Source organism: Primorskyibacter marinus (assembly GCF_003313245.1).
GTDB lineage: Bacteria > Pseudomonadota > Alphaproteobacteria > Rhodobacterales > Rhodobacteraceae > Primorskyibacter > Primorskyibacter marinus.
Genome location: NZ_QJSD01000011.1, coordinates 77560 through 99962, shown reverse-complemented (window position 1 = coordinate 99962; position 22403 = coordinate 77560). Strand labels below are relative to the sequence as shown.

Annotated in this window: 21 protein-coding genes; 10 read left to right on the top strand and 11 right to left on the bottom strand. The window is 61.5% G+C overall.

Annotated elements, in window-relative coordinates; translation table 11 throughout:
* Positions 1–71: 71 nt before the first annotated feature.
* Both DMZ65_RS13615 and DMZ65_RS13610 read left to right on the top strand, forming a co-directional pair.
* Positions 72–578, top strand: coding sequence for a hypothetical protein (locus DMZ65_RS13615; protein ID WP_116599430.1), 507 nt, complete (start codon positions 72–74; stop codon positions 576–578).
* A gap of 3 nt (positions 579–581) precedes the next feature.
* Positions 582–1979: a 3'-5' exonuclease gene (locus DMZ65_RS13610; RefSeq protein WP_116599429.1), complete on the top strand. Its 1398-nt coding sequence runs from the start codon at positions 582–584 to the stop codon at positions 1977–1979.
* Between the two features lie 22 nt (positions 1980–2001).
* Here DMZ65_RS13610 and DMZ65_RS13605 read toward each other — a convergent pair whose 3' ends face one another.
* The 7 genes from DMZ65_RS13605 to DMZ65_RS13570 form a co-directional block, all read right to left on the bottom strand.
* On the bottom strand, positions 2002–2883 hold the full coding sequence (locus DMZ65_RS13605; RefSeq protein WP_116599428.1) for a glucosamine kinase nucleotide-binding domain-containing protein: 882 nt from the start codon (positions 2881–2883) through the stop codon (positions 2002–2004).
* 148 nt (positions 2884–3031) lie between these two features.
* Positions 3032–4645, bottom strand: a complete 1614-nt coding sequence (locus DMZ65_RS13600; protein WP_116599427.1) for a BCCT family transporter — start codon at positions 4643–4645, stop codon at positions 3032–3034.
* Between the two features lie 375 nt (positions 4646–5020).
* Positions 5021–5764: an SDR family oxidoreductase gene (locus DMZ65_RS13590; protein WP_116599425.1), complete on the bottom strand. Its 744-nt coding sequence runs from the start codon at positions 5762–5764 to the stop codon at positions 5021–5023.
* A 12-nt stretch (positions 5765–5776) separates the two neighbouring features.
* Complete coding sequence (locus DMZ65_RS13585; protein ID WP_116599424.1) at positions 5777–7558, bottom strand: IlvD/Edd family dehydratase; 1782 nt, start codon at positions 7556–7558, stop codon at positions 5777–5779.
* A 171-nt stretch (positions 7559–7729) separates the two neighbouring features.
* Entirely contained in the window at positions 7730–8620 is an 891-nt protein-coding gene (locus DMZ65_RS13580; RefSeq protein WP_116599423.1) for a phytanoyl-CoA dioxygenase family protein, read from the bottom strand.
* Between the two features lie 25 nt (positions 8621–8645).
* Entirely contained in the window at positions 8646–9572 is a 927-nt protein-coding gene (locus tag DMZ65_RS13575) for an NAD(P)-dependent oxidoreductase (RefSeq protein WP_116599422.1), read from the bottom strand.
* Between the two features lie 16 nt (positions 9573–9588).
* The gene (locus DMZ65_RS13570; RefSeq protein WP_116599421.1) at positions 9589–10350 is read right to left on the bottom strand and encodes an SDR family oxidoreductase; all 762 of its coding nucleotides are present in this window, start codon (positions 10348–10350) and stop codon (positions 9589–9591) included.
* 243 nt (positions 10351–10593) lie between these two features.
* Here DMZ65_RS13570 and DMZ65_RS13565 point away from each other — a divergent pair, with 243 nt between their 5' ends.
* Genes DMZ65_RS13565 through denD form a run of 8 tightly spaced genes read left to right on the top strand, consistent with a single transcriptional unit; the run spans position 10594 to position 18188 of the window.
* Entirely contained in the window at positions 10594–10812 is a 219-nt protein-coding gene (locus DMZ65_RS13565; RefSeq protein ID WP_157960631.1) for a hypothetical protein, read from the top strand.
* Positions 10809–12011 (top strand): mandelate racemase/muconate lactonizing enzyme family protein, encoded by a 1203-nt coding sequence (locus DMZ65_RS13560; RefSeq protein ID WP_116599419.1) that lies wholly within the window; start codon positions 10809–10811, stop codon positions 12009–12011. Before DMZ65_RS13565 ends, DMZ65_RS13560 begins: the two co-directional genes overlap by 4 nt.
* On the top strand, positions 12008–12925 hold the full coding sequence (locus DMZ65_RS13555; protein ID WP_116599418.1) for a dihydrodipicolinate synthase family protein: 918 nt from the start codon (positions 12008–12010) through the stop codon (positions 12923–12925). The genes DMZ65_RS13560 and DMZ65_RS13555 overlap by 4 nt, the downstream gene beginning before the upstream one ends.
* Before the next feature lie 4 nt (positions 12926–12929).
* Positions 12930–14342, top strand: coding sequence for an FAD-binding oxidoreductase (locus DMZ65_RS13550; protein ID WP_116599417.1), 1413 nt, complete (start codon positions 12930–12932; stop codon positions 14340–14342).
* Positions 14323–15468: a fumarylacetoacetate hydrolase family protein gene (locus DMZ65_RS13545; RefSeq protein WP_116599416.1), complete on the top strand. Its 1146-nt coding sequence runs from the start codon at positions 14323–14325 to the stop codon at positions 15466–15468. Before DMZ65_RS13550 ends, DMZ65_RS13545 begins: the two co-directional genes overlap by 20 nt.
* Entirely contained in the window at positions 15465–16298 is an 834-nt protein-coding gene (locus DMZ65_RS13540; protein WP_116599415.1) for an SMP-30/gluconolactonase/LRE family protein, read from the top strand. Before DMZ65_RS13545 ends, DMZ65_RS13540 begins: the two co-directional genes overlap by 4 nt.
* Position 16299: 1 nt before the next feature.
* Entirely contained in the window at positions 16300–17226 is a 927-nt protein-coding gene (locus tag DMZ65_RS13535; protein WP_116599414.1) for a sugar kinase, read from the top strand.
* Positions 17223–18188, top strand: coding sequence for a D-erythronate dehydrogenase (gene denD, locus DMZ65_RS13530; RefSeq protein ID WP_116599413.1), 966 nt, complete (start codon positions 17223–17225; stop codon positions 18186–18188). The genes DMZ65_RS13535 and denD overlap by 4 nt, the downstream gene beginning before the upstream one ends.
* Before the next feature lie 24 nt (positions 18189–18212).
* Here the strand turns inward: denD and DMZ65_RS13525 are convergent, their stop codons facing one another.
* The 4 genes from DMZ65_RS13525 to DMZ65_RS13510 form a co-directional block, all read right to left on the bottom strand.
* The gene (locus DMZ65_RS13525) at positions 18213–19124 is read right to left on the bottom strand and encodes a DMT family transporter (RefSeq protein WP_116599412.1); all 912 of its coding nucleotides are present in this window, start codon (positions 19122–19124) and stop codon (positions 18213–18215) included.
* A gap of 7 nt (positions 19125–19131) precedes the next feature.
* On the bottom strand, positions 19132–19857 hold the full coding sequence (locus tag DMZ65_RS13520; protein WP_116599411.1) for an SDR family oxidoreductase: 726 nt from the start codon (positions 19855–19857) through the stop codon (positions 19132–19134).
* A complete protein-coding gene (locus DMZ65_RS13515; RefSeq protein WP_116599446.1) occupies positions 19854–20741 on the bottom strand; it encodes an NAD(P)-dependent oxidoreductase in 888 nt (295 codons plus the stop codon). The genes DMZ65_RS13520 and DMZ65_RS13515 overlap by 4 nt, the downstream gene beginning before the upstream one ends.
* A 101-nt stretch (positions 20742–20842) precedes the next feature.
* Positions 20843–22333 carry a UxaA family hydrolase gene (locus tag DMZ65_RS13510; RefSeq protein ID WP_116599410.1) on the bottom strand — a complete coding sequence of 497 codons (1491 nt, stop codon included), beginning with the start codon at positions 22331–22333 and terminating at the stop codon, positions 20843–20845.
* Between the last annotated feature and the right edge of the window lie 70 nt (positions 22334–22403).

Below are 22403 nucleotides of genomic sequence, written 5' to 3'. Positions count from 1 at the left end.
TTGGAGCGGCAACCATGAAATGCTACGCCTTGGGCCTTGCTGGAAAAGACCATTAAAGGGAAGAGTAAGCGATGTTTCTGGAACTGATCGCCACCTTCGTGGCCGGCATTGCGGGGGCGGGCATAATGATGCTGCTCAACCGGATAACCGGAAACCGTTTGCCCCGCTGGCTGGTCCCGGTCGCGGCAGGGGCGGCGATGCTGACCATGACCATCTCCAGCGAATATGCGTGGTACGGGCGCACGACGCAGAACATGCCAGACCGGCTTGAGGTGATCGAAACCGTCGAAAGCCGTGCTGCATACCGTCCCTGGACCTATGTCGTGCCTTATATCAACCGCTTCATCGCCCTGGACCGCGCCGGGGTGCAGGCCAATGCCGAACAACCGCAGATGCGGCTGGCCGATCTGTTGTTCTACGGTCGCTGGAAGCCCACCACAGCCGTTCAGATCATGGTGGATTGCGACCGCAACGCCCGCGCCGATCCAGGCGAAAGCGGGCTGGAAACGCAAAACCTGCGCTGGCGAGAGGTCGGCGCGGACGATCCTTTTGTCGCGTCGATCTGTAAAGAGGGGTAGCGCATGTTTTCTTTGCGAACGCGGGTCTTTCTGTTCTTCTGCCTCATCGCGGTAAGCGGTCTGGCAATCCTGTGGGGCGCATTATGGCTTGGCGTGTCGCGCAACCCTGACGATCTGAGCGGCGCAATCGTGCTGGCGGGTATTTCGGGCAGCTTTGCGCTGACCGCACTTACCGTCGCGGCTTGGTTGGCCTTTGACGAAATCGTGGTGAAGCCGATCCAGCGGCTGGCGGCCTCAATGCGCACACGCGCCCATACCGGCGTGGATGTCGACGTGGACACATATTCGGCGCGATTTCTGGGTGACCTTGCCCCGGCGGTTCACGCGGTCACCCGCCGGATTTCCGACAGCGCCATGGAGACCGCGCGCGCCGTCACATACGAAACCTCGCGGCTGGCCGAGGAAAAGACCCGCCTGACCGCCCTGCTGACCGAAATTCCCGTGGCCACAATTCTGGCCAATGCCGCGCATCAGATCGTGCTGTATGACGGACAGGCCGCCGAGGTTCTGGCCCAGGGCGGGGTGCCCCGGCTCAATGCGCCGCTATTTGACTATTTCGACGAAAACAGCCTGCGTGCCGGGCTGGACCGGATGAACAAGACCGGGCTGGAACAGAAATTCGAGTTGAAAGGCCTGGACGACGGGCTGGTCTTCGAAGCCGTGCTCAAATCGCTGGACGATGGCGACTACATGCTTCTGATAGAGGGGCAGACCATGCACGCCTCCCCCAACGTCGCGCGTCCGCTGGTCTATGATTTCGAGCTTCTCGGACAACGCCCGACCGGCGATCTGGCCACAACGCCGCTGCGGTCCTTGGTTTATACGGTGTTTGATACCGAAACGACCGGCCTGTTGCCGCATAAAGACGAGATCGTCCAGATCGGTGCCGTGCGCATCGTCAATGGCCGCATTGTTGCCGGCGAAGAGATCAACCAGTTGGTCAATCCCGGCATTCCGATCCCTGCATCCACGACGCAGGTGCATGGCGTATCCGACAGGATGGTGCAGGACGCCCCCGATATTGTCCGCGCAGCCGGCCGGTTTCACCACTTTGCCCGCAATTCGGTGATCGTGGCGCATAACGCGCCCTTCGACATGGCTTTTCTGCGCCGCCATGCCGGGAAATGCGGATTGGTCTGGGATCACCCCATTCTGGACACGGTGCTGCTGTCGGCGGTGCTGTTCGGGGCAAACGAGCCGCATACGCTGGACGCGCTGTGCAAGCGCCTGAAAATAGAGATCCCCGAGAGGCATCGCCACACGGCGCTTGGCGACGCGATTGCCACGGCCCAGGCGCTGGTGCAGATGTTGCCGATGCTCGAAGGCTGCGGTATGCGCAGCTTTGGCGATGTCATCGAAGAGACGCGCCGTCATGGACGATTGTTGCAGGACATGAATTAATAGCGCCTTCGCCGGGGTTCGCTCAGCCCTGTGCAGCGCCTGCCTGCCGGGCCAGCGCAAGCGCACCGTCAAGCGCGGTGCCGACCGGCGGCGCGACTGCCTCTGATAATTGCGCGGGCAAAGCGCGGGTATAGAGCGGTCCCAAGCCTCCCAACAGACATAACCGCGCACCGGGTCGCCAACCAAGCCTGTGCAGTCCGCGCTCGATCCACCCTGCCCCGGTGTTCAACAGATCGGCGGCAGCCGGGTCTCCCGCATCCAATGCTTCGGCGATCAAGGGGGCAAATACCGCAAAATCCGCTGGGGTGGCGGTTGACGCGAACCGCACAAGCGCGGCCGGATCGTTGCCGAACCTGTCCATCACCTTGGCAACCAGCGCCGACGGCTCTGCCAGCCCGTCACGAACATGCAAGGCACGCGCCAGCAGCGCCCGGCCAAGCCAAGCCCCCGACGCTTCATCCCCCAGCACGAGTCCCCAACCGCCCACACGCCGGACCGTGCCTTGCTGACGGCCAGCGAGGAAAGAGCCTGTTCCCAACCCAGCGACAAACCCGTCGCCAGATGGCCCCAAAGCCCCCGCGACGGCGCACTCAAGATCTTCGCTTGCCGTGACCTCGCCAAGCAGGTCGTCAAGCGCCCGGCTCAAGGCGGTTGCGTCACTGCTGCTGACAATCCCTGCGGCACCGATATGTGCGCGCGCATGGCGCAGCTCTGCCTCGGCAAGACCGGCCTTCACCGCACATGATCGCAAGACCGCGCGGATCGCGGCAATGGTCCGGGCCGGATCGGTGGTCCAGTTGCACCCCGGTGCGGCGGTCTCGACCCGGCCCCGCGGGCCTTCGATGACTGCCCGGCACAATGTGCCACCGCTATCGACGCCAATGAACAACTGTGATTTCCGCATTCCGCCCCTCGCACCGCCACTCACCCTGATAAGGGGACGCGGCAGCAGAGGCCAGACACGAAGCCTGAATTAAGCGGTAGGCGGCCCACCGCATGGCTGCTGTCGTAGCGTGGCCGCATGACGCCTTGGCACCATCGCCAGATATTGCCTACCGTGGTTCGCTGCGAAGGCCCTTGAAGATCGTGTAGCACATCACCAGCATGAGGACCGAGAATGGCAGGCCGGTGGCTGTAACACCCGCCTGTAGGGCTGACAAACCACCACCGATCAAAAGCACAATGGCGATCAGCCCTTCGACGACACACCAGAAGATGCGCTGTGGCACCGGGGCATCGACCTTGCCACCCGCCGTGATCGTATCGACCACAAGCGAACCGGAATCCGAGGATGTCACGAAAAACACAAGCGCAAGGAAAATGGCGATCGTCGAGGCGACCTTGGTGAATGGCAATTCGTTGAGCATGCCAAAGAGCGAAAGCTCGGGCGAATAACTGTCGATCACATTGGCCTTGACCAGCGACGTTTCGGGGCTGGTAATAATCTGATCAATCGCAACACCGCCGAACACCCCCATCCAGATGAAGATGATAAGCGACGGGATCAGCAAGACGCAGATGATGAACTCTCGCACCGTGCGGCCTCGGGAAACGCGGGCGATGAACATGCCGACGAACGGTGCCCAAGAGATCCACCACGCCCAATAGAACGCGGTCCAGCTTTCGCGATACGCATCGTCCGTGCGACCAATCGGGTTCGACAGCGGAATGATTTCACGGGTGTAGGCAAGCAGCCCTGTCCAAAACCCGTTCAGACCAACCAGAGTCGGACCAACGAGGAGGACAAAGAAAAAGAACAGGACCGCAAGGATCATGTTGAACTCAGAAAGAACTTTCACGCCGCCATCAAGGCCGCGATAGACCGACACCAGCGCCACCGCCGTCACCAGAATGATGATGACTACCTGTGCGTTGGTCGAGATTTCCAGCCCGAAGGCAAAGTTGAAACCTGCATTGGCCTGTTGTGCGCCAAGGCCCAGGGACGTCGCCAGCCCGAACAGCGTGGCAAAAACCGCCAGAATATCGATGCAATGGCCCCACCAGCCCCAGACGCGATCACCCAGGATCGGGTAAAAGCAAGAGCGGATAGAGAACGGCAAACCCTTGTTATAGGTGAAAAGCGCCAATGCCAGCGCCATGATGGCATAGACGGCCCAGCCGTGCAGCCCCCAGTGGTAGAAGGTTGCCGCCAGCCCCATGGCGCGCGCGGCCTCGACGTTTTCGGCGATGATGCTGCCATCTTCCGCAATGGGAGAGGCAACGCCCAAGGGCCCCGAGACGTTCATATGGTAGACAGGTTCAAGAACCCCGAAAAACAGCAGGCCGATCCCCATACCGGCCGCGAAAAGCATCGCAAACCATGCCAGATAGGAATATTCCGGCACGGCGTCCTGTCCGCCCAGCTTGACCTTCGACATTGGCATAAAGATCAATGCGATACAGAATATCACGAAGAAATTCACGACGATCATGAAGAACCAGTCAAGTTTGCTGATCGAAAAGTCGCGTACCGCCGCGAATGTGGCCCCCGCCTGCTGCGGAAAGATCAGTGTGAGGATCACAAAGACGACTGCGGTGAGACCGGAAATGACAAATACCGGATTGTGAATATCGAACCCCAGAGGTCCAAGATTGCCGTCTATATTGTCTTGGCCAATCTCAAAATCCGTTTCGATTTCGCCACTGTCGCTTGCCGGATCTACCATGGGGTCTCCTGCTGTGTTCAGTTTCCAGCGTACATTTGCACGTCCGTCTCGTATCTTTTTCTATCGGTGCAGAGTTGCACGCTCACCTGCACACTGCAAGTTTTACGGGTAAGCGTCTTGGCTTGTCCTCTGGATTGGGCGTGGTCCGCGGCTTGGTCTTCGCTGCCGCGCGCCGCTTCATGCCCCGAGAAAACGAGGCCATTTGGGCACGCATCGCGGCGCGCCTGGATCGGTTGAAAAGGGAGGTTTTCGGCGCTGCCGGCCATGCGGCGCGACGCTTGGGACGGGCGGCCGGACTGGGCCGCCCCGACGTTTGCTTTGTCCTCTCGCGGCGGGATCTGCCCGAGGCTTGAACCGCCGATCGTGGCGCTGCGATCAACCGCGCCCGATATAGGGCATCGCGCTGGCCATCACGGTCATGAACTGGACGTTCGCCTCTAACGGCAGCGACGCCATATGCAGGACGGATTTGCCAACATTGGACACATCCATCACCGGCTCTACCGCGATGGACCCATCGGCCTGCGGCACGCCCTTGGTCATCTTGCGCGCCATCTCTGTCAGCGCATTGCCAATGTCGATCTGACCGCAGGCGATGTTGAACGCCCGGCCGTCCAGTGAAAGCGAACGTGTCAGCCCGGTGATCGCGTGTTTGGAGGCCGTATAGGGCGCCGAGCCCCAGCGCGGCACATGCGCCGAGATCGACCCGTTATTGATGATCCGTCCGCCCTGCGGATCCTGCCGCCGCATCTGGCCAAAGGCCGCACGGGCGCACAGGAACGACCCATTCAGGTTGACGCTCATCAGGTTCATCCAATCCTCGACGGCGATCTCGTCAATGGGCGCGCCTGGCAGGCTGACGCCGGCATTGTTGAACAGCGCATCCACCCGCCCCCATTCACCCGCCGCCTTGGCGAAGATCGCGTCGACCTCATCCGGCACGGTCACGTCACCTGACAGCACCAATGCGTTTTCATAGTTGCCAGCGGTGTCTTCCAGCGCCTGCGCGCGGCGACCGACAAGGCCGACCTTCCAGCCCGCGTCCAGAAACGTGTGCGCGGTGGACTGTCCGATACCGCTGCCCGCGCCGGTAATGATGATGCTTTTGGGGTCGCTCATGTGTCAGGCCCTTTAATGGTTGTCGCGTGGCAGGTTGCGAACAACCCGTTGATAGGTGGTGGCCAGTTCCAGACAGCCGCCATCCGAAAGCTGCCCGACATGGGTGCGGTAGATCTCTTGCCACGGGGTTTGGCTGGTGATCTCTGGCGCGTCCCACGCGTCAATGCGCGCCTGCCAGTCAGCGTCATCCACCAGCGCATTCAGCGTCGAGTCGTTGAGGTTCAATCGTACACGGTCGCCGGTTTTCAGATAGGCCAGACCGCCGCCCACCACCGCCTCGGGCGAGGCATTCAGGATCGAGGGGCTTTCAGACGTGCCTGACTGTCGGCCATCCCCCACGGTGGGCAAGTGCTGCACGCCGCGCTTGATCACGGCATCCGGCGGCTGCATGTTCACCACCTCGGCAGAACCGGGATAGCCCACACAGCCAACGTTGCGGATAAACAGGATGCAGTTCTCGTCAATCTCCAGCGACGGGTCGTTCAACCGGTCGTGGTAATCTTCGGGGCCTTCAAAGACGATGGCCCGCGCCTCGTAGATGCCTTCGCTGCCGGGGTCGGACAGGAAGCGTTTCTGGAAGTCCGGCGAAATGACCGAGGTTTTCATCAGCGCTGAGTCAAACAGATTGCCGGTCAGCACAAGAAAGCCTGCATTCTTCCGCATCGGATCATCGTAAGTCTTGATGACGCGCGTATCGCGGCTTTCCCAGCCGGACAGGTTCTCGCTCATGGCTTTGCCGGTGACGGTCATCACGCCTTCGTGCAGGCGGCCCGCCTTTTTCAGCTCTCCCATCACGGCAGGCACCCCGCCCGCGCGGTAGAAGCTTTCGCCCAGATATTCGCCCGCGGGCTGCATATTGACCAGCAGCGGCACATCGAAGCCGATCTTCTGCCAATCGGTCACATCCAGTTCCACCCCGGCATGACGTGCAACGGCCTGCAAATGCGGCGGTGCGTTGGTCGATCCGCCAATCGCGGAGTTCACGACAATGGCGTTTTCGAACGCCTCGCGCGTCAGGATGTCCGAGGGTTTGAGGTCGTCATAGACCATATCAACGATGCGGCGACCGGTCTGGTAAGCCATGTTCATCCGCTCGCGGAACGGTGCGGGGATCGCCGAACAGGTGGTGAGCGACATGCCCAGCGCCTCGGCCATGGCGTTCATCGTACTGGCGGTGCCCATCGTGTTGCAATGGCCCAAGCTGGGGGCGGACGCGCAGACCCGGCTCATGAATTCTTCGTAGTCGATCTTGCCTTCGGCCAGCAGGCGGCGGCTTTCCCAGACGATGGTGCCGGACCCCGCCAGTTTGCCGTTCCACCAGCCGTCCAGCATCGGGCCACCGTTCAGCGCAATGGCGGGCAGATCTACCGTTGCGGCCCCCATCAGCATGGCCGGCGTGGTCTTGTCACAGCCGGTTGTCAGCACCACGCCGTCAATCGGATAGCCATGCAGCACCTCGACAAGGCTGAGATATTGCAGGTTGCGGTCCAGCGCAGCCGTCGGCCGTTTGCCGGTTTCCTGGATCGGATGCACCGGAAATTCCATCGGGATGCCGCCTGCGTCGCGGATGCCCGCCTTGACCCGGTCCATCAGGAAAACGTGGATCTTGTTGCACGGCGTCAGGTCACTGCCGGTCTGGGCAATGCCGATCACGGGACGTTCGCCCTGCAATTCGTCGCGGGTGAAAGCCTGGTTCTGATACCGCTCGACATAGAGCGCGGTCATGCCGGGATTGTTGGGATTATCGAACCATTCCTGAGACCGGAATCGCTTGTTTGCACGCGTATCGCTCATGTCGGTGAATCTCCCTGCGGATCGTATACGTTGGCTTCAGGTCCACCCTGTCAATTTGGTATACCATTTGCAAGAGCGTTTTAGAGACAAGGCACAAGGCCCCGGATCAGGTCCGGGGCGGGTTGCGATCCGAGGCCTGCGTTACAACCCAGACTCGGCAAAAGAGGCGCGTCAGGTGAAGGCGCTTTTCGCGCCAGCACTTTCCTGAGTGCGAAAGATCGAGGACACATCGCTGGCAGGCGGTAATGGCAGGCGGACCGGCACCTGTTCCAGCCGAGGCGTCAGGCAGGGCGTTCCTGTGACCAGGCGGGACTGCACGTCTTGCCACAATTCGGCCTGTGACAGGCGGTGGAAGTAGGAATTCGATCCCAGCAGCGGCCATGCGTCAGCACTTGCAAGTTCGTAAAACAGGATCAGCCGGTTGCGATCACTGAGGTTCGGCGCGGACCCGTGCAGCGTGCGGACGTGATGCACGGTCATGCTGCCCGCCTTTCCGGTCAGGGTGACGGCGCGATCCCGGTGGAAATCCGGATCATCCGGATCGACCGCCCCCGCGAACACGTCGTTCATCTTGTGACTGAGGACCGGGCCGCGATGTGATCCGGGGATGACCATCAACGGCCCGTTATCCTCGGTCACGTCTTCCAGCATCAGGCCAAAGGCCAAGAGGTCGTCGTTCGTGTGTGGATAAAAGGCCCAATCCTGATGCCATTCCACCGCGCGCCCACCGCCCGGTGCCTTGGTGTTCAGCTTGGAGGTCAGGATCATCGTGTCCGGTCCCAGAAGATCGTTCAGCACCTGCGTCATCTTCGAGTTTCGCAGAACATCCCAGAAATAGGGGTTCTGTTTATGCGGCACCTTCACCCGCGTCAGGCGCGGTGTTTCGGCGCTATGACCGCGATCCAGATCGTAAAGCGCATTGCTTTCGCGCACGTTGCGCGACCCCTCGATATAGTCGTAGGTCAGGCGTCGCAATTCGGCCAACTGGTCTGCACTGACGGCATCCTCAACCAGCAAATAGCCATTCTCGGCGTAGTCGCATTTCTGTGCGTCGCTTAGCATGGTCTCACCTCCCTTGGCGTTGTGATCAACTCTTGGCGTGTTTGGCCACGATTGCTGCCAGATCCAATCCATTCATCTCGGCGACATGATCCGCAAGCATCGGGACGTAGTGATCGCCCTTGCCCGCGCCTTCGGCCAGCGTGAAGTAGTGCTTGATTGCAGCGCCCATGATATTGGCCACGCCAGCATCGCTGGCCATGTTTGCGGCGTAGCGCACATCCTTGGAGGCGTTGGAAATGGCGAACTTATGCGCGTCACGATCCCGGCCCACGGCAAATTTCATGAACGTGTCGAAGAACCCGTTGCTCAACCGGCTGGAGCCGATCACCTGTTCGATCATCTGCGGTGCCAGACCGACACCCGCACCCAGCGTCACTGCCTCTGCATATAGCGCGGCATAGCCCATCGAGATGAAATTCATGATCAGCTTCATCTGATGCGCTGACCCGGTCTCGCCCACATGGTTGATATTCCCGGCCCAACATTCGACGACCGGCAGGATCTTTCGATAGGTCGCCTCATCGCAGCCGATCATCGCGTCCAGCGTGCCCTCTTCGGCCTCTTTCGGCGTGCGGCCCAGCGGGGCATCGACCAGCGTCATGCCCTTCTCGGCCAGGTCTGCCGCCAGGGCGGTGGTCGAGGTCGGATCCGCTGTGGTCGCATCCAGCACGATCAGCCTCTCGCGTCCGCCTGCCAGGATGCCGTCTTCGCCGCGAATGATCGCCTCTACCTGGGGCGAGTTGGACAGGCACAGATGGATCATGTCGCATTGCGCCGCCATCTGTGCGGGGGCCTGGACCTCGGTCGCGCCTTTTGACAGCAGATCTTCGACCGGCACGCGGTTGCGGTTGCCCTTCACCACCAGCGGATAGCCGCCTCGCAGGATGTTGGCCGCCATGCCGTGCCCCATATGGCCCACGCCGATGAAGCCGATGACTGGTTTGTCATTCATTGTTTTCCCTCCCAATTCACAACGATACCGAAATGCCGCCATCCACGAACAGCGTATGCCCGTTGACAAAGGTCGACGCGTCCGAACACAGGAACACACACGCGCCCACCAGCTCGTCGATCTGGCCCCATCGGCCGGCGGGGGTACGTTTTTCAAGCCAGGCGCTGAACTCCGGGTCCGCGACAAGCGCCGCATTCAGCGGCGTGTCGAAATACCCCGGCGCGATGGCATTGCAGGTCAGGCCGTGCTTGGCCCAATCGGTCGCCATGCCTTTGGTCAGGTTCGCCACCGCCCCTTTTGAGGCCGTGTAGGGCGCGATTCCGGGTCGGGCCAGCGCGGTTTGAACGCTGGCGATGTTGACGATCTTGCCGCGCCCGCGCCCGATCATGTGCCGCGCCACCGCCTGCCCGACATAAAAAACCGAATTCACATTCGTCTGCATCAGCGTATCAAACCTGTCGGGTGGGAAATCTTCCAACGGACTGCGGTGTTGCATGCCCGCATTGTTCACCAGAATATCGAAAGCGCCATGTTCGGCTTCGAACCCGTCAATCCCGCTTGCCACCGCCTTGGCGTCACAGACGTCAAAGACCAGCGTATCCACGCTGTAGCCCTCGTTGCGCAGGGTTTGCGCGGCGTCTTCCAGCCGTTCGGCGTTACGGGCGTTCAGAACAACGCTTGCGCCTGCCTGCGCCAATCCACGCGCCAGCGCAAAGCCAATGCCCATGGATGACCCGGTGACCAAAGCCCTGCGACCGGTCAGATCGAAAATTTTCATGTAGTCTCCTTCGCTGTGGATCCGACAGCATTGATGAAACCGCCAAAAGGCTGCTTGATGATCTCGAAAAATGGTATACCATTTCGACCGCAATGCAAGCCGCGACGAACGACCGGACCACCGGGCGGCACGCAGGGAGACAACAATGACCGTGAGCTTCACAACAACCGCCCAGCGGACGCGCTGGCACATGGCCGGGGGACGGCTTGGCGAACGGGATGTTGCGCCCACATGCTGACTTTTGTGACCGCTTTCTTGGTCCTGCGCCACTCCGCAAGACCCGATGTCAGGGGGAAGACGGGTTTCGGGGCGTCCGTTACGTCCGGAAAGCTCTATGCTGGCGGGGCGCTTTACGGCGTGAACCTGTCCGGCGCAGCGCGATGCCGGATCAACCATAAAACGGTCACGTCGATGCTGGTGGTTGTCATGCTGGCCATTGTTTTTGCCACGGGAACAACATGAAGATCACCGCGCTGGAAACCATTCGCATTGCCGAACGACCAAACCTTCTGTGGTTACAGGTCCATACGGACGAAGGCATCACGGGGCTGGGCGAAACCTTTCGCGGTGCCGCAGCGGTCGAGGCCTATATCCACGAGACGCTGGCCCCACGCATGCTGGGCGAAAATCCCGCCCGGATCGAACATCTGTCGCAGCGCGCCAAGGGCTATCTGGGGTTCCGGTCTTCGGGCGTAGAAGTGCGCGGCAATTCGGCCTTTGACATCGCGCTTTACGACCTCTGGGGCAAGGCAACCGGGCAACCCGTGGCGCAGCTTCTGGGCGGGTTCACGCGCGACCGCATCCGCACCTACAACACCTGTGCCGGCACCGAATACATGAAGACCGATACCGGGCAGCGGACTGCCAATTTCGGGCTGAGCAAGGGCGGCGAATATGACGACTTGAACGGATTTTTGCACCGCGCAGACGAGCTGGCGCATTCCCTGCTGGAGGATGGTATAACAGCCATGAAGATCTGGCCATTCGACTTCGCGGCCGAAAAGACCGGCGGGCAAGACATCACGGCCGAGGATCTGAAATCCGCGCTGGAACCTTTCGACAAGATCCGCAAAGCCGTGGGCGACAGGATGGAAATCATGGTCGAGTTCCACTCGATGTGGAAGCTGCTGCCCGCGATGAAAATCGCCCGCGCGCTTGCGCCATACGGCACCTATTGGCACGAAGACCCGATCAAGATGGACAGCCTTGCGCTGCTGAAACGCTATGCCGAGGCCAGCGAAGCGCCAATCTGCGCGTCAGAAACCCTGGGCGAGCTTGGCGCTTTCCGGGACCTGCTGGAAACCGGCGTTGCGGGCATCATCATGCTGGACATCGCCTGGTGCGGCGGGCTGACCGAAGCCCGTAAAATCGCCCATATGGCCGAAGCCTGGCACCTGCCCGTGGCACCGCATGATTGCACCGGGCCTGTGGTACTGACAGCCTCCACTCACCTGTCCTTGGCTGCGTCCAACGCCTTGGTGCAGGAAAGCGTGCGTGCCTACTATCGCACTTGGTATCGCGATCTTCTGACCGCGCTTCCCGATATATCCGGCGGCACCATCACCGTCCCTCCCGGCCCAGGCCTGGGGACAGAACTCAATCCCGACCTCGACCAAGCCTTCAACACCTCTCGCAGGATTTCAACGAAAGACGAACGATGACACATGCAACCTATTCCGGCATCTGGCCGGTCGCGCCGACCCCTTTCAACCCCGATGGCAGCCTTGATCTGCCGGGCATGCGCCGCGTTCTGGATTGCATGATCGACCAGCATGTCGACGGCATCTGTATCCTGGCGAATTACTCGGAACAGTTTCTGATTTCCGATGCGGAGCGCGAGACGCTGACCCGTCTTAGTCTGGAGCATGTCGCGGGACGCGTGCCGGTGATCGTGACCATCAGCCATTACGCGACCCCCATTGTGGTCGAGCGCGCGCAACTGGCCAAGGATCTGGGCGCGCATAGTGTCATGATGATGCCGCCCTATCACGGTGCCCTGCTGAAAGGCACAGCCGAGCAGACGTATGAGCAGTTCGCCGCAGTGGGCGAGGTTGGCATTCCGATCATGTTGCAGGACGCGCCCCTGTCCGGTGTCGATCTGCCTGTGCCGCTGCTGGTTCGGATGGCAAACGAGATCGAGATGCTGAAGCTGTTCAAGATCGAATGCCCACAGGCCGCCGCCAAGCTGCGCAGCCTGATCGCCGAAGGTGGTGCCGCGATCGAAGGCCCGTTTGACGGTGAAGAGGCCATCACCCTGCTGGCCGATCTGGATGCCGGTGCCACGGGCACGATGACCAGCGCGATGATCCCAGACCTGATCAAGCCCATCCTGACTGATTTCCTTGCCGGAAACCGACAGGCGGCCATTGACGGCTATGCCCGCGTGCTGCCAGCTGTGAACCATGAAAACCGGCAATGCGGTTTCCGGGCGGCCAAGGCGGCCATGCTCGAAGGTGGCGTGATCGCGTCCGACTTCTGCCGCCATCCGGTCGCGCCGCTGCACGCGGACACCCGCGCGATGTTGCTGGAACTGCTCCGCCCGCTTGATCCCGTGGTCCTGAAATGGGGGAAATGACAGCATGAGCATCGCGTCCGCCATCGACGCATTGACGCCGATATTCGGCGACCGGCTGGCCACGTCGGACGCGCTGCGCGAACAGCACGGCACGAATGAAAGCCATTTCGCGCTGACCCTTCCGGATGCCGTGGTCTTTCCCGAGACCACGCAGGAAGTGTCCGAGCTTATGCACCTGTGCAATACGCATGACTGCCCGGTCGTGGCCTTTGGGACCGGCACCTCTCTGGAAGGTCATCATCTGGCCGTTCAGGGCGGCGTCAGCCTTGATATGAGCCGGATGAACAAGGTCTTGCAGGTCAATGCCGAGGATCTGGATGTCGTGATCCAGCCTGGCTTGACCCGCGAAGAGCTGAATGTGGATCTGCGCGCGACGGGCCTGTATTTCCCCATCGACCCCGGCGCCAATGCCTCGCTGGGCGGGATGGCGGCAACGCGGGCCTCTGGCACGACGGCGGTGAAATTCGGCACGATGAAGGACAATGTTCTGGCGTTGGAGGTCGTTCTTGCCGATGGCCGGGTGATCCGCACTGGATCCCGCGCGCGCAAAACCAGCGCGGGCTATGACCTGACGCGGCTGATCGTCGGCTCCGAAGGCACGCTTGGCATCATCACCGAACTGACATTGCGCCTGCAAGGCCAGCCAGAGGCCGTATCCGCCGCCACCTGCCGGTTTGCCTCGGTCGAGGATGCGGTGAACTGTGTCATCACCACGATCCAGACCGGCATTCCCATGGCCCGGATCGAACTGGTCGATGAGATGATGGTGCGCGGCTTCAACCTGCATATGAAGAAAGACCTGCCGGAAGCGCCACATCTGTTCCTCGAATTTCAAGGCTCGCCCGCCAGTGTCGCCGAGCAGGCGGAAACCTTTGGCGCCATTGCCGAGGATTTCGGCGGCAATGGATTCAACTGGACCGACCGGGCCGAAGAGCGCAATGAATTGTGGAAGATGCGCCATAACGGGCATTACGCAAACAATGCGCTTGACCCCGGCAAAAAGACTTTGGCAACGGATGTCTGCGTGCCGATCTCGCAACTGGCAGAGGCCGTGACAACGGCACAAAGGCGCAGCCGCGAGCTGGGCATCACCTGCACCATCGTCGGCCATGTGGGCGACGGCAATTTCCATTGCGGGTGCCGGGTTGATCCCGCCGATGCCGAGGAACTGGCACGCGTCACCGGCTTTGCCGAAGAACTTGCCGATATGGCGCTGCGCCTGAATGGCACGGTCACCGGCGAACACGGAATCGGTCTTGGCAAGATGAAATACATGCAAAAAGAGCACGGGCCCGACGCTTTGGACGCCATGCGTGCGATCAAGATGGCGCTCGACCCCAAGAATATCCTCAATCCCGGCAAGATCCTGCCAGCGACCAATCATCATGGAGACACGAATGTTGCCTGCAACCAATGATCGCGCAACCGCCACACTGGTCGGCCGTATCTGGCGCGAGGGCGTGGGCCCGGCGCTGATCCGGCTGGACGGTGACGCCGTGATCGACATTACCAGCGCCGAGGCACCGACCATGCGCGACCTGCTGGAGCTTGACGATCCGGCAGCCTATGCGCGCAATGCGCCGGGCGCAAAGGTCACGACATTGACGGATCTGGTGGCTGGCTCTGTCGAGGGTGCGGACGGGCTACGCCTGCTGCCGCCCTGCGACTTGCAGGCGATCAAGGCCAGCGGCGTCACCTTCGCGGAATCCATGGTCGAGCGCGTGATCGAAGAACAGGCCGCAGGCAATGCCGACCGCGCGCAGGAAATTCGCCTGAAGGTGCTATCGGTGATCGGCGACTCTCTGTCGGGGATCGAACCGGGCAGCGATCAGGCCATGCAGGTCAAGGCCGTGCTTCAGAAAGAAGGCCTGTGGTCGCAATATCTGGAGGTCGGCATTGGCCCGGATGCCGAGGTCTTCACCAAGGCCCAGCCGATGGCCTCTGTCGGATACGGTGCCAGCGTCGGGCTGCACCCGATGTCACACTGGAACAACCCGGAACCGGAAATCGTGCTGGCCATCGACAGCCGCGGGCGCATTCTGGGCGCGACGCTTGGCAATGACGTGAACCTGCGCGATGTCGAAGGGCGCTCTGCCCTGCTGCTCGGCAAGGCCAAGGACAATAACGCGTCCTGTTCGATCGGACCGTTCCTGCGGCTGTTCGATGACAGCTACAGCATGGAAGACGTCCGCAAGGCAGAACTGACCCTGCGGGTCGAGGGCCGTGACGGCTTTGTCATGGACGGGCATTCCAGCATGACCAAGATCAGCCGCCGCCCCGAGGATATCGTCTCGCAGACGATCGGCAGGCATCACCAATATCCGGATGGGTTCATGCTGTTTCTGGGCACTCTGTTTGCGCCGATACAGGATCGTGACGCGCCGGGACAGGGCTTCACCCACAAGACCGGCGATGTGGTCACGATCAGCGAACCGTCCCTGGGGGCCTTGACCAATACCGTGCGCCTGTCCACCGAATGTCCCGAATGGACCTATGGCACCGGCGCGTTGATGCGCAGCCTTTCTGAAAGGGGACTGTTATGACCGGTGTCTATGACGAGACCCGCTGCTCTTTGGGCGAAGGCCCGCTGTGGCATCCGAATCTGTCCGCGCTGTTCTGGTGCGACATCAACAATCGTCGCATTCTGACGCGCGGCGTGGAAGACACTGCATTCTGGCAAATGGGTGAACATGTCTCCGCGCTCGGACGGTTGGGAAGCCGGCTTTTCGTGGCCGGGGAAACCGGGCTGTTCGCCTTTGACCCCGCCACCGGCGACCGCGAGGACATTGTGGCGCTGGAGGCCGAGAACGAGGTCACACGATCCAACGATGGCCGCGCCGACCCGTGGGGCGGGTTCTGGATCGGCACGATGGGCAAATCCGCCGAAGAGGGTGCGGGGACGATCTACCGCTTCTATCGCGGCGAGATCCGCGCGATGTATGGCAAGATCACCATTCCCAATGCGATCTGCTTTGCGCCGGACGGATCCTGCGGCTATTTCGCTGACACATCGACACGCCAGATCTGGCGGCAGCCGTTGAACCACAAGGATGGATGGCCAAAGGGCGATCCTGAAAAATTTGCCTTGTTGCCCCGCCCCGATGGCGCGGTCGTCGACACGGAAGGCAACCTGTGGTGTGCCAATTACGGCACCGGGCTGCTGACCTGCCATGACAAGGCGGGCAACCTGATCCAGCAGATCCAGATGCCTGCAAGTCAGGTGACCTGCCCCGCTTTTGGCGGCAAGGGAAGTTCGCGGATGTTCATCACCAGTGCCGCGCAAGGCCTGTCCGATCCCAGTCCCAAGGATGGCCAGACATTCGAGATCGAGGCCGATGGCGAAGGCCAGCAAGAATTTGAGGTGATCCTGTAAGATGAAGCGTTTTCTGACACTTGGCGAGTGTATGGTGGAGCTTGCCCCGGCGGGCGATCAACTTTACCACCAAGGCTTCGCCGGCGACACGTTCAACACCGCCTATTACGCGCGCCGCCTGCTCCCGCAGGACTGGACCGTCGGCTATTGCAGCGCCGTCGGTCAGGATGCGGTCTCTGACGACATGCTTGACCTGATGCGCGGCCATGGGATCGACATCAGCGGCGTTCGCAAGGTCGCGGACCGCACGCTGGGGCTTTACATGATCCAGTTGATAAATGGCGAGCGCAGCTTTTCCTATTGGCGCGGGCAATCAGCGGCCAAGCTGTTGGCCGACGATCCCGACTGGCTGGAAACACAACTGGACGGCGCGTCCATGGCGCAATTTTCGGGCATCACACTGGCGATCCTGTCGCCGGAAGGGCGCGAGGCATTCTGCGCCGCTTTGGCCCGCGCGCGCGCAAACGGAACGCATGTGGCCTTTGACACAAACCTGCGGCCACGGCTGTGGGAAGATGAGGCCACGATGCGCGCGGGCCTGCGCATGGGGGCCGAAGTGTCCGATACGGTCCTGCCTTCCTTTGACGAGGAAGAAGGGCTGTTTGGTGACGCCACACCGGCGGATACCATCGCCCGCTACCGCGACTGCGGCGCATCGACCATCGCGGTCAAGGATGGCGCGGGCACGCTGACCATCTGGGACAAGACCGAAGGCACACAGGAATTCCAGCCGGTCAAGATTGACCCGGTGATCGACACCACCGCCGCGGGCGACAGTTTTGGCGCGGGCTTTCTTGCAGGGCTCGCGATGGAACGCGGCATCGCAGCCTCGGCGCATCTGGCAATGGCCGTTGCAGCACAGGTGGTGCAGGCACGCGGCGCATTGGTGGATTTGGACATGACGGATATTGAAGGAGCACAGGCATGAACATTCTCATCATCGGGGGCGGCGGTCTGATCGGCCAGAAACTGGCGCATAAACTGATCGACAAGGGCGAGTTGCGCGGGCAGGAAATCACCGGCATGGTGCTGGCCGACATTGTCGATCCGGCCCTGCCCGACGCGCCGTTTCCCATCAGCGCCGCAAGCTGCGACATCGGCGAGCCTGCGGCTGTGGCCAATCTGATCGACAAGGACATCGACGTCATCTATCTGCTCGCGGCCGTGGTGTCGGGCCAGGCCGAAAGCGATTTCGACATCGGGATGCGGGTAAACCTGCATGGCGCGCTGAACGTGCTGGAACGGTGCCGGGCGCTGGAAACCACGCCCGTGGTGGTCTTCACCTCTTCAATGGCGGTGTTCGGCGGCGACGTGCCGGACCCGATCGAGGACTGGACCATTCCCAATCCGCAAACGTCCTACGGAACCCAGAAGGCCATCGGCGAACTGCTGGTCAACGATTATTCCCGCAAGGGGTTTATCGACGGGCGGGCCTTTCGGCTGCCGACAATCTCGGTCCGGCCCGGCAAACCGAACCTTGCCGCATCCAGCTTCATGTCCTCGATCTTCCGTGAACCGCTGAACGGGCAACAGGCGATCTGCCCGGTCGACAGGGATTTTGCGCATTTTTATCTGTCGCCACGGCGCTGCGTGGACAACCTGATCCGCGGCGCAGAGATCGACGGCGATGCGATGGGCACCAGCCGCACAATGATGATGCCGGGACGCACCTGGACCATCGGTCAGATGATCGATGCCATGACCGCGGTGGCCGGCCCAGAGCCTGCGCGCCTGATCCGCTTCGAGGATCAACCCGAAATCCAGGCCATCGTCAAAGGTTGGAAATTTGATCTCAACCCTGCAAAAGCCCTGTCACTGGGACTTTCAGCCGATGAGAGTTTTGAAGAAAATATACGCTATTATATGCAGGACGACCTGCCCCGGGCGTAAGACCCGGGGCCTCGCGGGGGCGCGTTAGCGGACGGGTGGCGTGGGCTTCGCAACATGTCCCAGCCGACGCTCCCGCCACCAGATATAGATGCCGGACCCCACGATGATCAGCGATCCGACAAGCGTCCAGATCGTCGGCCAGCTGTTGAATACCAGCACACCGGCGGCAGTGGCCGAGATCAACTGGACATAGGCCATAGGTGCCAGCAGGGACGCATCGGCCAACCGATGCGCCGCAGTCGCTGCCGCATGCCCGCCAAACCCGAACGCGCCGATGACAGCCATCACGATCCAGCCGATCGGGCTGTCAGGCCATTGCCAGCTTTGCATCACGAATGGCAATATGCAGATCACCGCCAGGCCGCTGCTCCAGATCTGGCTCGTGGCGTTGGATTCATGCCCGGCCAGCATCCGGGTCACGACGAAATAAAGCGACGCGCAGCAAAGCGCGCCCAGCGACAGGAACATCGCGGGATGAAAATCCGCCCCCCACGGCTGAACCACCACCAGCACGCCGCTAAATCCCGCAAGCACCGCCAGAAACCGACGCAATCCGACGGTTTCCCCCAAAAGCAGAACCGAAAGCAGCGTCACCGTCACGGGCATGCTGAACATGATCGCTGTCGTCACGGTGATCGGCAAAAATTGCAACGCCGCGAAATTAAGCCCGGTGCTGCCCAGCAGGAAGGCCGACCGCGCCAGTTGCAGGCGTGGGCTTTGCGAGCGCAGCGCCTCCTTGCCTTGGGTTGGCAGAAACACCGCAAGCGCCAGCACGAAATGCCCCAGATAGCGCATGAACACGACCTGCAACGCCCCCAGCCCCGACAGCATCAGCCATTTGGCCGAGGTGTCGATGCAGGTAAACCCCAGCACACCCAAAGCCATCAGGGCCAGCCCAGCGCCGGCCCTGTCTTCCTTTGGTTTCAGCGCAGACATCGGAAGGTCAACCGTTGGCCCAACCGCCGTCGATCACATGCGCCTGTCCGGTGGTAAATCCGCTTTCGTCAGAGCCAAGGTAAACCGCGAGATGCGCAATCTCTTCTGGCAGTCCGATGCGCCCCATGGCTTGACGGGCGATGAAGGCCTCAAGCGCCGCGTCGTAATCGCCCGTCGCACGCAAGCGGTCATGCAGGCTGGGACTGTCCACCGTGCCGGGACAGATCGCGTTGGCCCGCACACCCTTTTTAACATAGTCGACCGCGACAGATTTTGTCGATGCGATGACCGCCGCCTTGGAGGTCGCGTAAAGATAGCGATTGGGCGCGGCCAGGATAGTCGACGCGACAGAAGCGATGTTCACGATCGACCCGCCCCCCCGTTCGACCATGCCCGGCAGCGCTGCCTGCATGGAGTGGAACTGCGCCCGTACATTGAGGTTCATCGCGAAGTCGAATTCGTCATCCGTCGCCTCGGCGATGCTGCCCGCATGGACCACACCTGCGCAATTCACCAATATGTCCGGGGCCGCGTCGGCCACCGCAGATTGCAGTGCCGTCTTGTCGGTGACGTCCAGCGCAAAGCAGCGCGCCCCGTCCAGCCCTGCCAGAAGCCCGTCGTTCAGATCCGTCGCGGTCACATCCGCGCCTTCGCGCAGATACGCTTCTGCGATGGCGCGTCCGATACCTTGCCCTGCGGCCGTGATGAAGGCCCGTTTTCCCTGAAGTCTCATTTCGCTTTCATCTTCCCGTGTAGAAAATCAACCATTTCCGGCACCATGCGGTCACCGAACCCATCCGCCACGGCCTCGGTCAGCGTCGCATCTGCGGCCCCGGACATGCGCGAGGTCACGCCCAGATCCTTGGCCATGGTCCGGTAATAGCCCACGTCCTTGTTGGCATTCGCGACCGAGAAGGCCAGGTCAATCTCGCCGTCCTTGGCGTAGTTGCGGATGAATTCCATCATGCCCGACTTCAGCGGCCCTGCGGACACGGCACTATACATCGTCTCGCGGGGGATGCCGGCGGCATCCGACATGGCAAACGCTTCGGACATGGCGCAGGCCGTGGTCATGGCGAAGAAGTTGTTGATCAGCTTGATCGTGTGCCCGGCACCGGACTCGCCAAGGTGAAAGACGTTCTCGCCCAGATCATCCAGCACCGGCTTGACGCGCTCATATGCGGCCTCGTCACCTGCGCACATGATGTTGAGCAACCCGTCCTTGGCATGGGCCGGAGTACGCCCCAGAGGCGCATCAAGATAGGCCGAGCCGCGCTCTGCCACATCGGCGGCAATCTTGCGGGTGGATCCGGGAAGCGAGGTGCCGAAGTCGATCACGACCGATCCGGTGCGCAACCCTTCCAAGACCCCGTCCGCGCCGTAAACGCGGCTTTCGACATGCTCGGATGTGCCCATGCAGAACATGACGATGTCGCTGACAGCCGCGAGCGACGCCGCGGTTTCGGCCTCGGCTGCACCACGCGCAACGGCGGCATCGACCGCCTGACGCGATTTATTGGCCATCACCGTCACGGAATAGCCCTTGTCCTGCAACCGGCCGACCATGGCCGCGCCCATCAGGCCAAGGCCGATAAATCCAATGCTGGGTTTGCTCATGTGAGTCTCCATTTTTTGATGCGTGAACGACGTCCCGCCCCGCAATCATGTGTTTCAATTCCTGTTGCGCATTCCTGCCCGGCCTGCGCCCTGCCCCGTCGCTACATCACAGCGCCGATCTGCCACGGCACAAATTCGTAATCGCCCAAACCCTGTGCTTCGGACTTTGTCTTCTCTCCGCTGGCCACATGCAAGAGCGTCTCGTAGATCTCGCGGCCCACCTGCTCCACAGTCATGCCGTCGGTCAGGATCGTGCCTGCGTTGATATCCATATCCTCGGTCATCCGGTTGTACATCTCGGTATTGGTCGCGATTTTCAGCGACGGCGACGGCTTCGCCCCGAAGGCCGATCCGCGACCGGTGGTGAAGGTCACAAGATTGCATCCGGACGCGATTTGCCCTGTCACGCTGGCCGGATCGTAGCCGGGGCTGTCCATGAAGGCAAAGCCGGGTTTTGTCACCGGTTCGGCGTATTTATAGACCCCGGTCAGCGGCGTGGTGCCTCCCTTGGCCGCGGCCCCCAGTGACTTTTCAAGGATGGTGGTCAGACCGCCCTTCTTGTTGCCGGGGCTGGGGTTGTTATCCATGCTGCCCAGATTGCGGGAGGTGTAATCCTCCCACCAGCGGATCAGCCCAATCAGCTTGTCGCCGATTTCACGGTCGGCAGCGCGGGCGGTCAGCAGATGCTCTGCGCCGTAGATCTCGGGGGTTTCGGCCAACACCCCGGTGCCGCCCTGCGCCACGAGCAGATCGCACGCATGGCCAAGCGCCGGATTGGCGGTGATGCCGGACCATGCGTCTGACCCGCCGCATTGCAGCGCGACCATCAGTTCTGATGCCGGGCATTTCTCGCGCTGCACATCATTGACCAGCGGCAGCATCGACTCGATCTTCCTGATGCCCAGCTCGACCGACTTGCGCAGCCCGCCGACGTCCTGAATGTTCATTGACTGGAACAGTGGCCCCGGCACCAGACCGTAAGCCTCGATCAACCAGTCGATCTGGTTCATCTCGCAGCCCAGCCCCGCCATCAACACGGCGGCCACGTTAGGGTTGCGGGCATAGCCCCACATGACGCGTTGCAACGCCTCGAACCCATCTCCGGAGCCGGCCATGCCGCAGCCCGTGCCATGCACGAAGGCCACAACACCATCGACATTGGGGAACGCGGCCAGACGCTCATCGGTGAAATGGGCGGCGATCTTGCGCGCGGCGGTGGCCGAACAGTTCACCGATGTCAGGACCGCGATGTAGTTGCGCGTCCCCACACGACCGCTGGCGCGGCGATACCCCATGAAGGTGTCGCGCGTCTTGGCCGGCGCGACAGGGCGCAGGTTGGTCGAAAATTCGTATTCGGTATCCACATTGCGAAATTCAAGGTTGTGGGTATGAACATGCGCGCCTTGTGCAATATCCTCGGCAGCGTAGCCGATGACTTGCGCATATTTGATCACCGGCGCGCCCTTGGGGATCGCCACGGCGGACATCTTGTGGCCACGCGGGATCAACGCCGTGGCCCCTTCGTCCCCGACAGCAAGCGGCGAAATGGCAGTGACGACATTGTCCTCGGCGGACAGTCGGACGGTTTTCATGGTGTGTCCTCACACGGAAATCGGGCCTGAAGAAAGCCCGTCAGGTCTGTTGTACGGCCCAGCGACGCAG